Genomic DNA, 20,906 nt, shown 5'->3' on the forward strand with positions numbered 1-20,906 from the left:
CCTGATGCACGTCGGCCCGCCCGTGCTGGTGCACGGACGGGCCGACGTACGGTCGGGGCCTAGCCCCGCTTGTTCTTCTTGCCCGCCTTGACGACCTCGACGACCACCTTGTCGGAGCTCTGCTTCAGGAAGTCGTTGCCCAGGTAGGTCACCTCGATCTTCTTGTCGCCCGGGTGGTCGAACTTGGCCAGGTCGACCGTGACCTTGCCGTTCTTCAGGGTCGCGGTGCGCGTGTCCTGGCCGGGCGCCTCGATCCGGACCTTGCCGGTCGCGTCGATCCCCGCCGCACCGTCGACGGTGATCTTCAGCGTGACGCGGGTCTTGCCGGCCTTGGCCTTGTCCGGGTTCGCCTCGACCTGCGTCTCGGACTCAGCCTTCGTGACCTTCGCCTTGAACGTGGTGACCGCACCGGTGAAGTGACCGTCACCGGAGTACGACGCGGTCAGCGTCGTCGTACCCGGGTCGAGCGACTTCGCCGGCAGCCGCACGGTCGCGGTGCCGTTCGACACGATGCCCGAGGCCAGCTGCTTGGTGCCGTCGAGCACGAAGACCGTCCCCGTCGCACCCGCAGGCACCCGCACCGTGACCGTCGCCGCCTTGCCGTAGACAAGCTCGACGTTGTCGGCACTGATCGTCGCCGTCCGCTTCGCGACGTTCACCGCGATCCCGCTCGACGACACATCGGGGTAGTTCCCCGCGGCGTAGTCGACGCGCAGCGTGTGGCTGCCGGGCTCCAGCGAGCCGGCCGGAAGGCCGAGCGTCGCACGCCCGTTGCCGTCGAGCGCCACCGCGCCGCCGATCGGGTTCGTGCCCTCGAACAGCCGCACCGAGCCCGTCGCGACCCCATCGTTGCCGGAGACCGCCACGGCGATCGATGCTGCGTCACCCCAGGTGACCGACGCCGGACCCGTCGCGGTCACCGTCGCGGCGCGAGCGGGAGCGACCGTGATCGGGACCCGCACCTCCGTCTTGGTGGCTCCGCCGCCGACCGTGAGCACGTGCGCACCGGCGGCGACGCCGGCGGGCAGCTGGACCACGACGTGGGCCTTGCCGGCGTTGTTCACCGTGGTGTTGTTGTTGGGTGCGGACGTCACCGAGTTGTCGACGACGGCCGTGCCCAGCACCTGCGCTCCGAGGCGGATCTCGACGGTGGCGTCCTGGACGTCCGGCACCGACGCCGCCGAGCCCGTCATGGCCAGCGCGGCCAGGTCGAACGTGACCGTGTCACCACCGCGGTACGACGCCGGAGCGTCGGCCGGGAACGCCACCTCGACCGCGCGCTGGTCGTACTTCGGCGTGATGGCGTCGTCGCCGGCACCGAACTCGTCGAAGTAGTCGACCATCGACTCCAGGTCGGTCATGCCCCAGTCGGTCTTCTGCGTGCCGTTGGCGAACTCGAAGAAGTTGTCGCCGCCGGGCGAGAGGAACGAGTTGACCGTGACCGAGTAGGTCGCCGTCGGGCTGATCGGCTCTCCAGCGAGCCACATGCCCGTCACGACACCCTTCTTCGTACCCGCGGGGACCGTCGGTGACGTGTCGGCGACCTCCTTGTAGGTGTAGGCGAAGCCCTCGGAGACACCGAGCCGCAGGAACGCACGGGTGGGCACGGTGCCGCCCGAGGTCCGCTGCCACTGCTGCTCGAGCACCTTCTTGATCTGCGCTCCGGTCAGCTTCATGTTGATCAGCGAGTTGGCGAAGGACTGCACGTTCGCCGCCTGACGGTAGGTCAGGTCGCGCGGGTACGTCGCACCGTTGCCGACCATGTCCTCCCGGATTCCGCCCGGGTTCATGAACGCGATGTCTGCGGCCAGCCCCTGCTGCTCGGTGGCCCAACGCTGCACCTCGGCGATCATGTTGCCGGCCGTCGAGGAGCTGCCCCGGTTGTCCGTGCCATTGCTGTACTTCGCTCGGCTGAACGGCGCTGCGATCTTGCCCAGCACCTTGTTGCCCTCGGTGTTGGCGAACGCGACGGCAGCGTCGACGATCTCCTTCGTGGCCGTGTCGACCGGGTAGTTCGCGACCGGCAGCTGCGGACCGCTGCCGTCGGGGTCGGTCATCACGGGCAGCAGCGCCTGGTCGATCGCGACCAGCTCGTTGTCCGCGCCGAAGGTGAGGTCGAGCCGGTTGAGGTTCATGCCGTACTGGCCGGCCGAGACCACGGGCCGCTCGGTGACGGCACGGTCCTCGTCCACCCACTCATCGACCTCGAACTTGCAGTCGTAGGCCTTGTGGGTGTGGCCCGACACGATGGCGTCCACGTCCTTGTTGACGCCGTTGACGATGTCGCCCCAGGTCGAGCCGGGCGTGTCCTGTCCGGTGCAGGAGTTGCCGGGGGCACCCTCGTGGACCAGCATCACGACGGCCTCGACGTGGTCGTCGCTCTTCAGCGCGGTCGCCTCGGCGTTGACGGAGTCGACGATGTCCAGGACGTCGAGGTCGGCGATGCCGTCCGGACTCACCAGGCTCGGCAGCTCCTCCGTGACGGCCCCGACGAACCCGATCTCGATGTCGCCGAAGTCCTTGATGAAGGTCGCGGGGACGGCGGGGTCACCGGTCTCCTTCATCTTCAGGTTGGCGGCGATGTACTGCCACTCGGCGCCGCCTTGCGGGTTGCTGGCGGGGTCGTACTCCGCCATGACCCGGTCCATGAGGTCCTCGTAGCCGTGGTCGAGCTCGTGGTTGCCCACGGCCGACACGTCGAGACCGGCCTCGTTGAGCGCGTCGATGGTCGGCTTGTCGCGCTGGACGAAGGAGTCGAACGTCGATGCGCCGATCAGGTCGCCCGCCGCCGCGAACACGGTGTTCGGGTTGGCGGCACGCAGCTGCTTGACCGCCCCGGCAAGGACGGCCGCGCCGCCCTCTCCGTTGGCGGCGGTCTGGGGGATGCGCCCGTGGAAGTCGTTGGTCGCCAGGACCTGGACCTTCGTGAGCCCGTCGTCGACCTGGATCTCGACCGGGATCTCGGTCCCGGTCGTCACGCCGACGAGCCTCAGGGTCCGCTTGCCGTCCGGGACACCAGCGGGCAGCTGCACGCTGACCTGGGCGGTGCCGTAGTTGTCGTACGGCTGCGTGCCGAGCGCGTTGTTGACGGCAGCCGTCCCGAGGACGCTGTCACCGAGCTTGACCTGCAGCTGCTCGTCGTGTGCGTCGCCGGCGCCCGACATCGCCCAGGAAGCGACGTCGAAGGCGACGGTGTCACCCGGGCCATACGTGTCCGGGGCCGACGGCGGGAAGTTCACCTCGACGGCACGCTGACCGAAGTCGACGGGAAGCGGGTTCTCGTCGTCGTACGGCTCCATGTAGTCGACCATCGCCTGGAGGTCGGCCTTGCCGGTGTCGACCGTGTCGGTGCCGTTGGCGAGCTCCCAGAAGTTGTCGCCGCCCGCGGCGAGGAAGGAGTTCGCCGTCACCGAGTACTCCGCGTCCGGATCGATCGGCGTGCCGTTCAGCCACATCCCGGTGACCGTGCCCTCGAAGGTGCTCACCGGCGCGGAGTTCGCCACGCGGACCGTCACCGGGGTCTCGGTGTAGGTGTAGGTGAAGCCTTCCGACACACCGAGTCGCAGGAACGGCCGCGACGGCACGCCGCCCAGGGCGGTGCGCTGCCACTGCTGCTCGAGCACAGTCTTGATCTGGTCACCGGTCAGCTTCATGTTCACCAGGGTGTTGGCGAACGGCTGGACGTCGGCGGCCCGTCGATAGGTCAGGATCTGGTCGCCGAGCTCGGCCGTCGTGCCCGGGTGGGCGTCGAGGTACGCCTGGTCGACGGTTGTGGCGACCATGTCGGCGCGCAGACCACCGGGGTTCATGAAGGCGATCTGGGCGTCGTTGCTGTCCTCGGTCGCCCAACGCTGGACCTCGGCGACGAGGTTGCCCAGGGTCGACTCGCCACCACGGTTCTCCGTGGTGCCGCTGGCGGAGCTGTACGTCGCTCGCTTGAAGTCGCCACCGACGCGGCCGAGCGGCTCGCTGCCCTTCGTCGCGGCGAACGCGACCGCCGCCTGGACGATCGTGTCCACCTCCGGGTCGGGGGTGTAGCCGACACCTGCCGTCGCGATGACGTCCTGCGTCAGACCCGCGAGCTCACCCGTGCTCTGGTCGAACTTGAAGACCAGCTGGTTGAGGTTGGTGCCGTACTGGCCGGCCGAGACGACAGGGCGCTGCTTGACCTTGCGGTCGGCCCAGTCCTCGACCGGGAACCTGCAGTTGTAGGCCAGGTGGGTGTGGCCGGAGATGATCGCGTCGACCAGCGGCGAGGTGTTCTGCGCGATGTTGCCGAAGACGGTCGCGTCGTCGGTGAAGCTGTCCGCCGTGCAGGTCGTGGTCGGCGCGCCCTCGTGGACCAGCAGGACGATCGCGTCGACGCCTGCGGCATCGAGATCCTCGGCGGCCGCGTTGGTCGCCTCGACGACGTCGGTGGCGGTGACGCCCACGATGCCGGCGGGGTTCACGAGGGCGTCGAGGTCCTCGGTGACGGCCCCGATGAACCCGATCTTCTTGCCCGCGATGTCCTTGGTCCAGGTCTCGGCCAGGTCGTCACGGCCCTCGGGCTCGTCGACGTTGGCCGCGATGTACTCCCAGTCCGCGTGGTCCTGGATGCGGCCGACGAAGTCCTCGTACCCGCGGTCGAACTCGTGGTTGCCCGCGGCCGAGACCTCGAGGTCCATCGCGTTGAGCGCGTCGATCGTCGGCTCGTCGTCCTGGATGAACGACTCGAACGTCGAGGCGCCGACCAGGTCGCCCGCAGCGACGAACACGGTGTTCGGGTTCTCCGCGCGCAGCTCCTTGATCGCCGTCGCGAACGGGGCGGCACCGGCGGCGTTCCCGGCGTCCGGCAGCAGCCGGCCGTGGAAGTCGTTGGTGCCGACGATCTGGACCTCGTCGTACGTCGTGCCGGCGGTCGGGTCGGGCAGGTCGAGGCCGACGATCTCCGGGTTGTGGTCCGACGTCGCGAACGGCAGGTTCGGCTGCCACAGGTCCAGGACGTTGTAGTTGTAGCGGCTGTACTGGAACGAGACCAGCTCGTTGGCGTTGATCTCCCAGATGTCCGCACCGGTCACCAGGTCGCGAGCGGCGTCGTTGGCGAACACGTGGTCCAGCGAGCCCCACATCCCGTCGAAGGAGTAGGACTCGTCGGCAGCCTGGTCGGAGTCGACCTGGAGGAAGCCACCCTCCTCGATCACCTGGACCGGCTCCTCCATGCTGTAGGAGTTGAAGTCACCGGCGAGGAAGACCGCCTCGATGCCGCGCTCCTCGGCGAAGTCGTCGGCGAACTGGAGCAGCCGGGCTGCCTGACGCTTGCGATCGCCGTTGAACGCCCCGACGTAGCCCGAGCTCTCGTTGTCACCGACGGCCGGCGGGGCGCCGGGGGCGGAGTTGTCGCCCTTCGACTTGAAGTGGTTGACGATGACGGCGAACGCGTCGGCGTCGGCGCCACCGGTGCGCTTGAACGCCTGGGCGAGCGGCTCGCGGGCGTTGGCGAACTCGGTGGTGCCGAAGAGGATGTCCGACTGACCGACCGGGCTCACCTTGGCCGGCTTGTAGATGAAGGCGGGACGGATGACGTCCTGCTCGGCGACGGCGGTCGCGGTGACGGCCTCACCGGGGCTGCGGACGAACTTCCACGTGCCCGGGCCCTCCTCGATGTTGAGAAGCTCCACGATGCGGGCGAGCGCCTCGTCGCGGTTGGTCTCGCCGGGAAGCTTGATCGAGTTCTCGACCTCCTCGAGGCCGATGACGTCGGCGCCCATGTCGACGATCGTCTGGGCGAGCTTCGTCTCCTGGCGGGCGAGGCTGGCGGCGGTCGCCGCACCGCGCGGGCCGGCGCCGTTGGTCTTCGTCGGGTCGTCGACCAGCTTCACGCCGCACTCGTTGTTGCTGATGCGGTCGCTGGCAGCGGTGCCGTTGTCACCGCCCGGGCCGCGGTCGGTGTAGTAGGTGCAGCTGGTGGCGACCGGCGGGTTCTGCTGCGGGCCTGCGGCGACGTAGGCCTCACCGGTGGTGGTGAAGAAGTTGAGCACGTTGAAGGTGGCGATCTTGATGTCGCCGTCGGCCTTGAGGACGTTCTGCGGCGCGAGGTTGCTCTCACGCGTGTTGGTCCACTCCGCCACCGCGGTGCCGGCGTCGGTCACCGGCTGCTGCGGCTGCAGCCGCCAGACGTTGCCGCGGTCATCGCCGGAGCTCCCGCGGCGGTAGTCCAGGACGACAGGCTGCTTGAGCGTGAGCGCTGCGCCGACCCGCGGCGGGTTGGTCGTGGTCACCCACGGGAGCGGCTTGGCCTTGTTGGCCTGGTTGGCCAGGTAGTCGATGTCCTGGGCGTCGTCGAGGACGATCGCGCGGGCAGCGTTGTCGTTGACGATCTCGGCGATCGCCGCCGCGTCGGTGGCGTCGGCGAACTCGGTCGGCTGACGCAGCGGCGTGGTGCCCGTCGCCAGGCCGATCTCGCCGAACGCGTTGGTCTCGTAGACGCTGGTGATGGTGAGGGCGTCGGTCGGGGCGAGGAGCATGCCCTCGAGCGCCTCGCGGGCGACGTCGGTCGTCGGCAACGCGCCGGCGAGCGGCGTGATCGCACCGAGGGAGGCGATCTCGGTGACCCCACTGGCGGCGCTGGGCGCGATCTGGCTCAGACCCCGGAACTCCGTGACCTTGCCCGTCACCGAGACGGAGTCGCCCACCGCGATGCCGGCCGGGACGTTCGCGTTCGAGGAGCCGGCCCACACGAAGATGCCGTCGGACGCACCAGGGGTGGCGTCGTCGCCCGGGGTCTGCATGTAGAAGCCGTTGAACCCGCCGGTGCCGTGCACGGCGGTGACGACGCCCGTCGTCGTGACGGTGCAGTTGATGCCCGCAGACACAGCGCCGGTGCCCTGGATCTGCCCGATCGTCGGGTTGCTGATCGCGGCGAACGCGGGGTCGCAGTTCGTCGGCAGGACAGGGCCACCGGCGGTGCCCGTCACACCGGCAGCGTTGGTCGGGGCCAGGTTGTTGAGGGTGAAGTCGATGAGGCTGTTGTTGCTGTCGAAGCCCGTCGGCGTACGGTGCGCCGCGCTGTCGATGCCGAGCATCACCGTCTGGGCCTCGCCCTCGAAGGTGTTGGCCGGACCGAAGCCGACCGCGTCGATGACGTGCTGCTCGGCGGCCACGGCGTTGATGTCACCGACGGGGAGGGTCGGGCTGTCGGTGGTGTCGAGGAGCGCGAGGAAGCCGTCGCGGTAGTCCATGTTGAACGGGACCGCGGCGTCGACCGCGGGGAGGGCGACGCCGGCCGAGCCGTCGCTGCCGGCGGCGACCAGGAGGTAGCCCTCGGCGGGGATGATCCCGTCGCCCGTCATCGCGAGCGGAGACGCCTCGACGACACCGGCGGCGCGCTGGAAGCCGCCGTAGGCGAGAGACCAGCCGTTGAGGTCGATCGGCGCCTCGGTCGGGTTGTAGAGCTCGATGTAGTCGTTCTTGTACGCCGCGCCGGAGAAGCCGCCGTCGCCCCAGACCTCGCTGATCACGACGTGGTCGGCCAACGTCGGCGCTGTGCGCACCACCCAGTCGAACGTCGACGCACCGGTCTTGCCGGCGGAGTCGGTGACCGTGATCGTGGCCGTGCCCGAGCCGAGCGCGGTCGGGGTGCCGGAGATCTTGCCGTCCGCGTACGTGACACCCTCCGGCAGGTCACCGGTGACGGCGAAGGTGTAGCCCGGGGTGCCGCTGGTCGCAGTCGGCGTGATCTCGTCGATCGCGGTGCCGTTGAACCAGTTCTGCTTCGGGAAGACCCCGGCAACGGGCGACGGCGCCTCGCTCACGTCACCGGCCGCCGTGATGTTGATGTTGTCGATGCCGACCTCTTCGTTGCTTCCCGACTGGTTGTCACCAGTGAGGATGCGGAGGTAGACGTCCGCCTGGTTGTCGACCGCTGCCGGCAGCTCGATGGCGCCCGAGGCAGGCACCCGCTTCACGACCACGTCGGCGTTGGCCGCGACCGTCGCATCGGCGACGTAGCCAGCAGGGACGTTGGTGTACGGGCCGGAGGTGCCGACCCGGTACTGCAGGGCGACCCGTTGAGGCTGGTCGTTGGCCGTCATCAGGTCATACAGGTCGTAGGAGACGCTCAGGCCCTGCTTGCCGGTCGTGTCGAGGTGCAGCAGCAGGTGGGTGCCGGCGTTGGCGCCCGTCGTCTGGAGACCGACGACCTTGTTCCCTGCCACGCCGTCGACAGTCAGGCCGTTGTAGTAGCCGTACACACCTGCGCTCGTGTGGCTGACGAGGGCGGTGTTGTTGGCCGCCGTGTAGGCGGACGTCAACGTCCCCTCGTTCGTCAAGGTCCCCAGGTCGGTCGCATTCGACTGATTGTTGGCGACGATCGTGTTGGCACTGGTGAATCCCTCGATGCCCGGGAAGTCCGCCCAGGTGCTGGCGGAGGTCAGGCCCGACCAGTCCTGCACGTACGGGAAGGTCGAGATCTTGGTCGCGACGGCCGCCTGGGCGGGGGCGGACGGGAGGAGCAGCAGACCACTGGCGACGACGGCGAGGGCAGCGCCCCCAGCGAGTCGCTTCCGGGAACCAGACATGTAGGGCGTTCTCCGAACGATAGGCGTGGGACGGCAGGGCGCAGCGCCATCGAACCGCGGACGTCGGGAGCTGCTGGGGCGCATCCGGAAGCGCTGGAGGACTCCGGAGACGACTCAGCTGGTGAGGGAAGCCCTCCGGCGCGGAGCGTGGTGACGGGAAACATAAACCCGAAACGACGACCCCGCGCAAGGAAATCCGTCAAACAAACGGTTACAGATCGGCACCTTTTCGGTGCCGCTGAGGACTTCCTACCGAGATTTGGGTCACGGGCACTGAAATCACCCAAGAGACCCGCAGATCTCTGGCAGGTTCAGCCGTTGCGCAACGTCGCCCGCTGCTTCCAGACGTCCCGGTAGAACTCCCAGCCCGACCAGAGGGTGAGCGCCACGGCGATCGCCAGGCACGCCTGCGCCAGGTAGAAGAGGACCTCGAACGGGGTCTGCAGGGCGTTCGGGAGGTCGGGGTCGCGCAGGGGGGCGCACAGGGTCGCGAGCGCGATCGCCTGGAACGTGGTCTTGAGCTTGCCGAGGTTGGCGGCGGCGATGACGACCTTCTTCAGGATCGACAGCCGGAGCAGGGTCACGCTCCACTCGCGCAGCAGGACCAGGATGGTCACCCACCACCAGATGTCGCCGACGATCGACAGGCCGATGAACGCCATGCCCGTGATCGCCTTGTCGGCGATCGGGTCGGCGATCTTGCCGAAGTTGGTGATCAGGTTGTGCTTGCGGGCGAGGTCGCCGTCGATCTTGTCGGTGATCATCGCGCCGACGAAGATCGCGCACGCCACCCACCGCCAGGTCATCGACTCACCGCCGTCGACCAGGAGCGCCCACCCGAAGAACGGGACGAGCGCGATCCTCAGCGTGGTGAGTGCGTTGGGGACGTTCCAGTTGCTCGGCTGCGTCTCAGCCGCCTGCGCCATCACAGGACCCGAGCGTAGAGGTCCGCGCCCTCGGACTCGACCACCACCGCGCGGACCAGGTCGCCGACCCGCGCCTCGCCGTCGAGCAGGTACGTCGAGCCGTCCACCTCGGGGCCCTGATGGGCGGCCCGACCCTCGGTGTGCTCGTCGCCGACGGCCTCGACCAGCACCTCGACCGTCTCGCCGACGCGCTCGGCCGCCCGCTGGCTGGTGAGCTCCTCGACCAGCGCCGTCACGTGCTCGGCGCGACCCCGGACCTCGTCGTCGTCGAGCTTCCCGTCGTACGTCGCCGCCTCGGTGCCGTCCTCGTCGGAGTAGCCGAAGACGCCGGTGACGTCGAGGCGCGCGGCGACGAGGAAGTCGCACAGGGTCTGGAGGTCGTCCTCGGTCTCGCCGGGGAAGCCGACGATCACGTTGCTGCGGATGCCGGCTTCCGGCGCCAGGGCGCGGATCTGCTCGAGCAGCCCCAGGAAGCTCTCGGGATCGCCGAAGCGGCGCATCCGCCGCAGCACGCCGGCGCTGGCGTGCTGGAAGGAGAGGTCGAAGTACGGCGTGACGCCCGGCGTCGTCGCGATCGCCTCGACCAGCCCGGGCCGGGTCTCGGCGGGCTGCAGGTAGGAGACCCGCACCCGGTCGACGCCGTCGACCGCTGCCAGCTCGGGCAGCAGCGTCTCGAGGAGCCGCAGGTCGCCGAGGTCCTTGCCGTACGACGTGGAGTTCTCGCTCACGAGGAACAGCTCGCGCACGCCGTTCTCCCCCAGCCAGCGTGCCTCCTGGAGCACGTCGGAGGGCCGGCGGCTGACGAACGAGCCCCGGAAGGACGGGATCGCGCAGAAGGAGCAGCGTCGGTCGCAACCGCTGGCGAGCTTCAGCGAGGCGGTGGGGCCGGAGTCGAGGCGACGGCGCAGGCTCGCCGGACCCGACGCGTGGCCCGGCACCGGCGCCGTGGACAGCGTGCGCTCGACCGGCGAGATCGGGAGCAGCTTGCGCCGGTCCTGCGGGGTGTGCGCCTGGTGGGCCTCCCCCGCCACGATCGACCGCAGCCGGGCGGCGATGTCGGGGTAGTCGTCGAAGCCGAGCACCGCGTCCGCCTCGGGCAGCGAGTCGGCGAGCTCCTTGCCGTACCGCTCGGCCATGCACCCGACCGCGACCACGGCCTGGGTGCGGCCGGTCGACTTCAGGTCAGCGGCCTCCAGCAGGGTGTCGACCGAGTCCTTCTTCGCCGACTCGACGAAGCCGCAGGTGTTGACGACGACCGTGTCGGCGTCCGCCGGATCCTCGACCAGCAGGAAGCCCCCGCTCTCGAGCCGACCGGCGAGCTCCTCGGAGTCGACCTCGTTGCGGGCACACCCGAGGGTGACCATGGCGACCGAGAGGAGGTCTCGGTCCTGGGCGGTGCTGGCGTCCGTCGTCATGTCCGTCCGAGTATCGCAAGCGACCCCGGACCGCGTCGAAACGCCGATCGGATCAGTCGTCGGCGGCGAAGGTGTTCTGCGCCGGCTGCCCCTCGGAGCCCAGCGGGCCGCGATCCTGGCCGTCGATCGACACCTGCAGGCCGCCGTCGGAGGCCTGGATGCGCACCGGCGGCGCCGCCTTGAACGACTTCTTCTCGCCGAACGCCAGGTCGCCGTTGAAGACCTGCTCCCCCGCGCCGTCGAGCACCACGACGTGGGTGCCCCCGGTCGCGGCGTCGAGCACGACGGGCACGGGCGGGCCGACCTTCGCCTGGGCCGTGGGCGAGCCGTTGAGCACCGGCTGGCTGCTGAGCTCGACGGGGCTGTCCATGATCAGCCGCGCGATCGACCACGCCAGCACGAGCGCCATGACGGCGGCGATCAGCACCGACCAGTTCGGGCCACCGCGCATGCTGCGGATCGGGCCGCCGTCACCGGTCGCGAGCTCCGCCTCGAACACCCGGCGGGCGTCGATCGGGGCGTCGGCGTACCTCTCGTCGTACGCCGAGAGCAGCGGTGCGGCGTCGATGCCGAGGACGCGTGCCAGCGTGCGCAGGTGGCCGCGGGCGTAGAAGTCGCCGCCGCAGGGCGCGAAGTCGTCGACCTCGATCGACTCGATGACGTGGGGGCGGATCCGGGTCCGCTCGGCGAGCTGGTCGACCGTCAGGCGCAGGCGGGTGCGGGCGGCGGCCAGCACCGGACCGACGACCGGGTCGGCGACCGGCTCCACCGTCGGCGCCAGCTCGTGGTCGTTGATCACCAGGGACTCGGGGGCCGGGCGCGGCTCGTCGACCTCGGTCGGCTCCGGCCGCAGCGCCGCGGCGCCGTCGAACCGGACCTCGACGCGGCTGCCGCCGACCGGGTCGCGCAGCGGGAGCGGGGTCGCGCTCGCGACCAGCGGGACGGTCGGCTCGGGTCCGGCGTCGTCCTCGAGCACCGGCTCGGCCTCGGCGTCGCGACGCCGCCGCAGCCGGTCGGCGAGGAAGTCGATGCCGCGGGCGACCGTCGGGCGGGGGTCGTGGAGGACCGGGTGGGCGTGCTCCTCCTCGATCTCCCGGATCTCCTCGACCTCGAGCTCAGGCTCCTCGATCTCCGCGAGCTCCTCGATCTCCTCGAGCTCCTCGACCTCATCGACGACCGGGTCGCGTACCTCGACGACCTGACCGGCCTCGGGCGCCAGGGTCTCCAGCGCGGCCGTCAGGTCTGCGCCGGCGCCGGCCACCCACGTCGAGAGAGACAGGGGTACGGCGAACTCGCGGTCGGCCTCGCGGGCGACGACGACCAGCCGGCCGTCGCGGAGGAGGCCGCGGCGGGGCTGGTGCTCCAGCACCTCGACGCCCTCCCACCGGAACCCGTGCCAGCGGCGTCCCTTGCGCACCCGGATGCCCTGGTCGTCGACCACCATGAGCGGCGTCCGGGCGTCGACGAGGGCGGAGAGGTAGACCGCCGCGACGGTACCCATCGCGAGCGCGAGGACCCAGTCGAGCCACGCGCCGTCGCCGAGCGCGCGGGTGAGGTAGGCGAGCCCGACGACGGCGGCCACGACGCCGATGCCGCCGGACAGCGAGCCGTTCCGGCGCACCTCGACGGGCTCGGGCGCGATGGCGGGCGGCTCGTCGTACGTCATCTCGATGTCCACAGTGCTGAGGTTGCTCACATCTCCCCCTGCAGGGTCGCGATCACACCATCGATCTCGTCGGGCTTCACGAGCACGTCACGTGCCTTCGATCCCTCGCTCGGCCCGACGACGCCGCGGCTCTCGAGGATGTCCATGAGTCGTCCGGCCTTGGCGAAGCCGACCCGCAGCTTGCGTTGCAGCATCGACGTCGAGCCGAACTGCGTGGAGACGACCAGCTCGACCGCCTGGATCACCAGGTCGAGGTCGTCGCCGATGTCGTCGTCGAGCTCGCGCTTGGAGGCGGCGGGTGCCGTGACGTCCTCGCGGTACGACGGCTGCAGCTGCTCCTTGCAGTGCTTGACCACCTGGGCGATCTCGGCCTCGGTGACCCAGGAGCCCTGGATGCGCGCGGGCTTGGAGGCGCCCATCGGCAGGAACAGGCCGTCACCCTGACCGACCAGCTTCTCCGCACCCGGCTGGTCGAGGATGACCCGGCTGTCGGCGAGGCTCGAGGTCGCGAACGCCAGTCGCGACGGCACGTTCGCCTTGATCAGGCCGGTCACGACGTCGACGCTCGGGCGCTGGGTGGCCAGCACCAGGTGGATGCCGGCGGCGCGGGCGAGCTGGGTGATGCGGACGACTGCGTCCTCGACGTCGCGCGGCGCGACCATCATCAGGTCGGCGAGCTCGTCGACGATCACCAGCAGGTAGGGGTAGGGCTCGAGCTTGCGCTCGCTCCCCGCCGGCAGCTCGACCTTGCCGGCCCGGACCGCCTTGTTGAAGTCGTCGACGTGGCGGAACCCGAAGTTGGCGAGGTCGTCGTACCGCAGGTCCATCTCGCGCACGACCCAGGCGAGTGCCTCGGCGGCCTTCTTGGGGTTGGTGATGATCGGCGTGATCAGGTGCGGGACACCCTCGTAGGCGTTCAGCTCGACCCGCTTCGGGTCGACCATGATCATCCGTACCTCGTCGGGCGTCGACCGCATCAGGATCGACGTGATCATCGAGTTGATGAACGACGACTTGCCGGAGCCGGTGGCGCCCGCGACCAGCAGGTGCGGCATCTTGGCGAGGTTGGCGACGACGAAGCCGCCCTCCACGTCCTTGCCGAGGCCGGCCACCATCGGGTGGTGGTCGGAGCGCGCGGTGTTGGAGCGCAACACGTCGCCGAGGGAGACGATCTCCTTGTCCAGGTTGGGGATCTCGACACCGACCGCCGACTTGCCGGGGATCGGGCTGAGGATCCGGACGTCCGCCGAGGCGACGGCGTACGCGATGTTCTTCTGGATGCTGGTGATCTTCTCGACCTTGACGCCGGGGCCGAGCTCGACCTCGTAGCGCGTGACCGTCGGGCCGCGGGTGTAGCCGGTGACCTGGGCGTCGATCGAGAACTCCTCGAGCACCTGGGTCAGCCGCTCCACCACGGAGTCGCTGGCCTTCGAGCGGGCCTTGTGGGGCGAGCCCGGCTTGAGGACCTCGTTGCCCGGCAGGGTGTAGACGATGTCGCCCGAGAGCGCGAGCTGCTCGGCGCGCACCGGCAGCGGCTGGTGCGGCGGCGCCTCGAGCTCGACCTTCTCCTCGACGACGGGCGCGGTGGTCACGGTGTCTGCCTCGGCGTCGGGCGCGAAGATGTCGAGCCCGTCCGCCGTGGTCTCGAGGCGCTTCTTGCGCTTGCGGAGCTCGCGGTCCTGGAGGACGGGGCTGTCGTACGCCGGGTCGCCCATCTCCGGGTCGATCTCGTCGTCGCCCGACTTGCGGCGGCTGCGGCGCGTCGGGGCGTCCGGCTCCTCGTCCTCCTCGTGCTGGCGCCCGAGCAGGTGATCGCGCATGTCCGCCAGCCGCTGCGGCACCTGGTAGACCGGCGTCGCGGTGATGATGAGGACGCCGAAGAACCCGAGCAGCGCGAGCAGCGGCACCACGACGTACGCCGAGCGGAGCAGGTCGAGCAGCAGGCTGGCGACGACGTACCCGACGGCGCCACCGGCACTCCGCAGGTCGCTGGTGTCGCCGAGGTCGGGCTGCGGGTTGCCCTCGGCGATCTGCACGATGCCGAGGACGCCGAAGGCGAGCGCCGTCCAGCCGACGACCTGGCGGCCGGCCGGGCCGGTGTGCTCGGGGTCGCGCATCGTGCGGAAGCCCACGAAGAGCAGCGCGAGCGGCACCAGGAAGCCGACCTTGCCGACGGAACCCTGCACCACCGTGCGCGCGGCGTCCATGACGGAGCCGGGCAGCTGCCACCAGACGGCCGCGGCCACGACCACGGCCACGCCCATCAGGAAGAGCCCGACGCCGTCGCGCCGGTGCTCCGGCTCGAGCTCGCGCGCCGTGTGGCCGATGCTGCGCGCCACGGCTCCGACCCCGTGGGCGACGGCGAGCCAGACGGCCGCGATGCCACGGAAGACCACGGTGAAGAGCTGCGCGATCGGGCCGGGCCCGTTGCGCACGGCCCGCGGCGCAGGACGCCGCTTCGCCGCCGTCTTCCTGGCCTTGCTCTTGCTGGAGCTCTTGCTGGAGGTGCGCGAGGCAGGCTTGCGCGACGAGCCGGTGCTTCGGCTCGTCGTTGACCGGGTGGTGCCGGTACTCCGGGATCGGGAGGTCGAGGGCGTGCTCTTGCTCCGCGACCCCGGCGGGGAAGACGTACGGGTCGCCATGGTCAACACCCTACGCAGCGGTCACTCCAGTCACACGTATCACAGGAGTGCGTGTCTTGGAGCCCGAGACTCAGCGAGCCGTCGACCCGTGACGATCGCGGGGAGCCCGCAGTCGCTGCGCGTGGTGACCGCGCGACCCGTGCTCGTCGGCGGCTGACGCTCCCGACCCCTGTCGGCTGGCAACCCGGATTTTGGTCATTTACGGCTCACGCCCGGCGTCGTACTCTCCCGACACCCGGCGCAATCCGCCGCGGTCCATCTCGGGAGAAGGGTCACTCGATGAAAACCCTGCTTGGTCCGCGCGGTGCGCGCGGAAGGCTTCTTGTCATGTTCGCCGGAGGGGCACTCGTCCTCGGCGCGTTCCCGTTCGCCTCGACTGCGTCGGCCGCGCCGGACGATCCCGGCGGCTCCGTCGTGACCGACGGCGGTGAGCCCGTCAAGGACGCCGGGGGTGGCGACAAGCTCGGCGAGCACGACCGGGCGCTGCTGGCCGAGGCGGTCAGCGACGGCGACAAGTACGTGACCATGATCCTGGCGACGGACGCCGGCTCCGCCGACAACGTCGAGGCCTCGGTCGAGCGGCTCGGCGGGACGGTCGGGATGCGCGCGCAGCGGATCGGCTACGTCCGCGCGACCGTCCCCACCGGCAAGGTCCTCAAGACCGTCGCCCTTCCCGGCGTCGACAAGGCCGACCTGAACGACACCGTCCAGCGGCCCGACCCGCGGGTCGATGGCCGGAGCGGCAGTGCCGCGGCGGCGTCCGGGCCGAGTGCGAGCACCCCGGACGACAACCCCTACATGCCCACCAACGAGACGGGCGCGGTGGCGTTCAAGGAGAAGCACCCCACCTATGACGGCCGCGGTGTGACCATCGGCGTCCTCGACTCCGGTGTGGACCTCGACCACCCTGCCCTGTCCACCACGTCGACCGGTGAGCGCAAGATCGTCGACTGGGTCACCGCGACCGACCCGCTCGAGGACGCCACCTGGCGCGCGATGCTCACCGAGGTGGTCGGTCCGACCTTCAGCTACGCCGGCTCGACGTGGACCGCGCCGGCCGGCACCTACCGGATCAACCGGTTCTCCGAGTCGATCACGGCGGGCAGCGAGCCCGGGGGCGACGTCAACCGTGACGGCGACACCAGCGACCGCTGGGGCGTCCTCTACGACCCGCAGACCCACGACGTCCGGGTCGACGTCGACCAGGACTTCGACTTCACCGACGAGACCGTGATGCGCCCGTACGGCGAGGACTTCCAGGTCGGCCACTTCGGCACCGACAACCCGGCGACCGACCAGGTCGTCGAGTCGATGCCCTTCGTCGTCGAGTACCGCGAGGACGTCGACACCACGCCGGCCGGGCTGCCGGGCGTGGCCGACTTCGTCAACATCGGCATCCCCGAGGACGCCCACGGATCCCACGTGGCCGGCATCGCGGCCGGACACAGCCTCTTCGGTGGCGACATGGACGGCGCGGCCCCGGGAGCCCAGGTCGTCTCGTCCCGAGCCTGCACCTGGGGCGGCGGCTGCACGGCCGTCGCGCTGACCGAGGGCATGATCGACCTGGTCACGAACCGCGGCGTCGACGTGGTCAACATGTCGATCGGCGGCCTGCCCGCGCTCAACGACGGCAACAACGCCCGTGCCGAGCTCTACAACCGCCTGATCGACGAGTACGGCGTGCAGCTGGTCCTCTCGATCGGCAACAGCGGCCCCGGCCTGAACACCGCGGGCGACCCGGGCGTCACCAGCGACGTCATCGGCGTGGCGTCGTCGATCTCGAAGGAGACCTGGCTGGCCAACTACGGATCGAAGGTGTCCTCGAAGCTCAACCTGCACAACTACTCCTCGCGTGGACCGCGCGAGGACGGTGGCTTCAAGCCGGACGTGATGGCGCCCGGCTCGGCGATCTCGACGGTGCCGCGCTGGCTCAAGCAGCCGGACGTCGCGGAGGCCGGCTACGCGTTGCCCCCCGGCTACGCCATGTTCAACGGCACCTCCATGTCCTCCCCGCAGACCGCGGGCGCGGCGGCGCTGCTGCTCAGCGCGGCCTTCCAGTCCGACAAGGCCGTGACGCCGGCTCAGCTTCGTGACGCGATCGACAGCGCCGCCGAGTTCGAGAAGGGCATCCCCGCCGTCGCCCAGGGCCACGGGCAGCTCGACGTGGTGAAGACCTGGTCGCTGCTGCGCAATGAGCCCGAGGTGCGCGACTACACGGTCTCCGCGCCGGTGTGCACGCCGATCTCGGGCTTCCTGGCGACCCCCGACCGCGGGACCGGTGTCTACAACCGGTGCGCAGCCGGGGACGGCGGCCAGGCGGCCGGGTCGACCCGCACCTACCAGGTCCAGGTGACCCGGACCAGCGGGCCCGCGCGGGCGATCCGGCACTCGCTGAAGCTGATCGGCAACGACGGCACCTTCTCGGCGCCCTCGTCGGTGTCGCTCCCGCTCGGCAGCCCGGTCACCATCCCGATCGTCGCGAGGCCGTCGGCAGGCCTGCACTCGGCGATCCTGAACATCGACGACTCCAGCACTGCGCTGGTCGACCACACGATGCTCACCACCGTGGTGGCGTCGACGCCGTTGCGGGCGCCGGGCTACTCCACGACCGTGAGCTCGCGGGTCGAGAGGAACCTGACGCAGAGCCTGTTCGTCACGGTGCCGGAGGGCACCCGCGCCCTCCAGGTGAACCTCGCCGGGATCGCGACGGGCAGCCAGACCCGATTCATCGCGATCAACCCGTACGGCGTCCCGGTCGAGAGCACCTCGTCGCTGGCCTGCTACACCAACTTCAGCGACCCGGCCGCGTGCAAGCCGACCTCGCGCGCGTACGCCGACCCGCTGCCGGGCGTGTGGGAGATCGAGGTGGAGAGCCGGCGTACCAGCCCGTCCCTCCAGAACCCCTACCGCCTGACGGCCGCCGCGCAGGGCGTCACGGTGTCGCCGGAGACGCTCCAGATCCCGACGGTGGAGGCGGGCACGCCGACGCCGGTCTCCTGGACGATCGAGAACGACTTCGGGCCGGTGACGGTGCACGGTGAGGGCGGGCCGCTGGGCAGCGCCCACTCCGAGCGCCCGTCGATCGCCGACCACGCGTCGGCGGAGTACACGGTCGAGGTGCCGGCCGGGGCGAATGCCCTGACGGCCACGATCGGCAACACCAGCGACCTGAGCGCCGATCTCGACCTGTTCGTCTACCGGGGCACCACCCTGGTCGGCCAGCAGGCCGACGGTGACTCGGAGGAGTCGGTCACGATTCCGTCGCCCGCGGCCGGCACCTACACGGTCGTGGTCGACGGGTACGCGGTCCCGGCCGGCACCACCGAGTACGACTACCTCGACGTCTTCTTCTCACCGGCGCTCGGGGCGCTCACGGTCGACGGCGCCGAGCACTCCCTCGCCGGAGGCGGAAGCGCAGAGATCGGCGGCACCCTCACGGCCCAGCAGGCGCCGGCCGCCGGCCGCAGCCTGTTCGGCGAGATGCGGGTGGTGAGCTCCGAGGGCGCTGTGCTCGGCACCGGAGCGGTCCAGATCGGAGCGGTGACGACGCCGTAGCCGCTCGACCGGTGCGGGCATGCCTCAGGGGGCGTGCCCGCACCGGTCAGCGCTCGTTGATCTCCTGGACGCGCAGCGGCACGCCCTGCTGGCACGTCGTCATGGCGTCGCGGTCGACGGTCCCGACGACCTCGACCCTGGCCCCGACCTCGGGTCGCGCCCCGAGCAGCAGGTACTCCTGGCCTGCGGCCGCCAGGAGGAGGCAGCCGTGCTCGACGCCCTCGGTGACGGTGCCCTCGACCCGGACCTGGGGTCCCTTCGGATCCGGGGTGCGACTCAGGTCCTCGAGAGGCTCGGAGTCGGAGGAGGGCGTGCTGCTCACCCGACCATCATCCCCCGTGGTGTCCTCGCCGCAGGCCGCGAGGCCCAGGCCGAGGGCCAGGGCGGTCGCGACGAGTGCCACACGCATCACGAGGGTGGGACGGTGCGGCACGTGTCGGGGTTCCCGGTCGCCTCAGGCCTCGATCACGACCGGGATGATCATCGGGCGACGCCGGTGGGTGTTGCTCACCCAGCGACCGATCACCCGGCGCACCGTCTGCTGCAGCTGGTGGGTGTCGGTGTTGCCCTCGGCGATGGCCCGGTCGAGGGCGTCGACGATCGGCTGCTTGATCTCGTCGAAGGTCGAGTCGTCCTCGGCGAAGCCGCGGGCGTGGATCTCGGGCCCGGCGGCGACCTTGCCGCTCACGGAGTCGACGACCACGATCACGGAGATGAAGCCCTCCTCGCCGAGGATGCGGCGGTCCTTGAGGTCGGACTCGGTGATGTCGCCGACCGACGAGCCGTCGACGAAGACGTAGCCGCAGTCGACCTTGCCCGCGACGGCGGCGACACCCTCGACGAGGTCGACGACGACTCCGTCCTCGGCGATCACGACGTTCTCCACGCCCGTCGCGCGGGCCAGCTCGCCGTTGGCGAGCATGTGGCGGATCTCCCCGTGCACGGGCAGCACGTTGCGCGGCTGCACGATGTTGTAGCAGTAGAGCAGCTCGCCGGCGCTGGCGTGGCCGGAGACGTGCACGAGCGCGTTGCCCTTGTGCACGACGCGGGCGCCCCAGCGGGCCAGGCCGTTGATGACGCGGAACACGGCGTTCTCGTTGCCGGGGATCAGGCTCGACGCGAGCAGGACGGTGTCGCCCTCCTCGATGTGCACGAAGTTGTGGTTGCGCTGCGCGATCCTGCTCAGCGCGCTCATCGGCTCGCCCTGGGACCCGGTCGAGATCAGCACCTGCCGCTCGGGCGGCAGGTCGGCGAGGTCCTTGGTGTCGACCAGCGTGGCCGGCGGCACCCTCAGGTAGCCGAGGTCGCGGGCGATGCCCATGTTGCGGACCATCGAGCGGCCGACGTACGCGACCTGGCGCTCGTGGGCGTACGCCGCGTCGAGCACCTGCTGCACGCGGTGCACGTGGGAGGCGAAGCAGGCGACGATGATCCGCTGGCCGGACTCGCGGAAGACCTGGTCGATGACCGGGGTGATCTTCTTCTCCGCGGGCGTGAAGCCGGGGGTCTCCGCGTTGGTGGAGTCGGTGAGGAAGAGGTCGACGCCCTCCTCCCCCAGCCGCGCGAACGCGCGCAGGTCGGTGATCCGGCCGTCCAGCGGCAGCTGGTCCATCTTGAAGTCGCCGGTGTGCAGCACCAGCCCCGCACCCGTGCGGATCGCGACCGCGAGCGCGTCGGGGATCGAGTGGTTGACCGCGACGAACTCGAGCTGGAAGGGCCCGAAGCTCAGCCGGTCGCCCTCCTTCACCACGTGGTGCACGGTCTCCTTGAGCCGGTGCTCGCGGAGCTTGGACCCCAGCAGCGCGAGCGTGAGCTCCGAGCCGACGAGCGGGATGTCGCCACGCTCGCGCAGGAGGTACGGCGTCGCGCCGATGTGGTCCTCGTGACCGTGGGTCAGCACGAGCGCCTCGACGTCGTCGAGCCGGTCGCTGATCGACGACCAGTCCGGGAGGATCAGGTCGATGCCGGGCTGGTGGTCCTCCGGGAAGAGCACGCCGCAGTCGACGAGCAGCAGCCGGCCGTCGTACTCGAAGGCCGTCATGTTGCGGCCCACCTCGCCGAGCCCGCCGAACGGCGTGACCCGCAGGCCGCCCTTCGGGAGCGGCCCGGGCGCGGAGAGCTCGGGGTGCGGGTGGCTCATCGGC

At 70.4% G+C, this 20,906-nt stretch carries 8 protein-coding genes; 1 reads left to right on the plus strand and 7 read right to left on the minus strand.

The features are described 5' to 3' along the window. Positions 1-59: 59 nt before the first annotated feature. The 5 genes from ACFQQI_RS18880 to ACFQQI_RS18900 form a co-directional block, all read right to left on the minus strand. On the minus strand, positions 60-8,558 hold the full coding sequence (locus tag ACFQQI_RS18880) for an ExeM/NucH family extracellular endonuclease (RefSeq protein ID WP_378567096.1): 8,499 nt from the start codon (positions 8,556-8,558) through the stop codon (positions 60-62). A 311-nt stretch (positions 8,559-8,869) separates the two neighbouring features. After that, complete coding sequence (gene pgsA, locus ACFQQI_RS18885; protein WP_378567099.1) at positions 8,870-9,484, minus strand: CDP-diacylglycerol--glycerol-3-phosphate 3-phosphatidyltransferase; 615 nt, start codon at positions 9,482-9,484, stop codon at positions 8,870-8,872. Next, on the minus strand, positions 9,484-10,899 hold the full coding sequence (gene rimO, locus ACFQQI_RS18890) for a 30S ribosomal protein S12 methylthiotransferase RimO (RefSeq protein WP_378567102.1): 1,416 nt from the start codon (positions 10,897-10,899) through the stop codon (positions 9,484-9,486). The genes pgsA and rimO overlap by 1 nt, the downstream gene beginning before the upstream one ends. A gap of 52 nt (positions 10,900-10,951) precedes the next feature. Beyond that, a complete protein-coding gene (locus tag ACFQQI_RS18895; protein ID WP_378567105.1) occupies positions 10,952-12,595 on the minus strand; it encodes a helix-turn-helix domain-containing protein in 1,644 nt (547 codons plus the stop codon). After that, on the minus strand, positions 12,592-15,207 hold the full coding sequence (locus ACFQQI_RS18900) for a DNA translocase FtsK (RefSeq protein ID WP_378567108.1): 2,616 nt from the start codon (positions 15,205-15,207) through the stop codon (positions 12,592-12,594). The genes ACFQQI_RS18895 and ACFQQI_RS18900 overlap by 4 nt, the downstream gene beginning before the upstream one ends. Positions 15,208-15,534: 327 nt before the next feature. Between ACFQQI_RS18900 and ACFQQI_RS18905 the strand changes: the two genes are divergently transcribed. Further along, positions 15,535-18,762: a S8 family serine peptidase gene (locus ACFQQI_RS18905; RefSeq protein WP_378567111.1), complete on the plus strand. Its 3,228-nt coding sequence runs from the start codon at positions 15,535-15,537 to the stop codon at positions 18,760-18,762. Positions 18,763-18,808: 46 nt separating this feature from the next. On the opposite strand, the gene ACFQQI_RS18910 is transcribed toward ACFQQI_RS18905, so the two are convergent. Both ACFQQI_RS18910 and ACFQQI_RS18915 read right to left on the minus strand, forming a co-directional pair. Continuing rightward, the gene (locus ACFQQI_RS18910; protein WP_378567114.1) at positions 18,809-19,171 is read right to left on the minus strand and encodes a hypothetical protein; all 363 of its coding nucleotides are present in this window, start codon (positions 19,169-19,171) and stop codon (positions 18,809-18,811) included. A gap of 45 nt (positions 19,172-19,216) precedes the next feature. Beyond that, positions 19,217-20,902 (minus strand): ribonuclease J, encoded by a 1,686-nt coding sequence (locus ACFQQI_RS18915; protein WP_378567117.1) that lies wholly within the window; start codon positions 20,900-20,902, stop codon positions 19,217-19,219. Between the last annotated feature and the right edge of the window lie 4 nt (positions 20,903-20,906).

The organism is Nocardioides sp. GCM10030259 (assembly GCF_042666375.1).
GTDB lineage: Bacteria > Actinomycetota > Actinomycetes > Propionibacteriales > Nocardioidaceae > Nocardioides.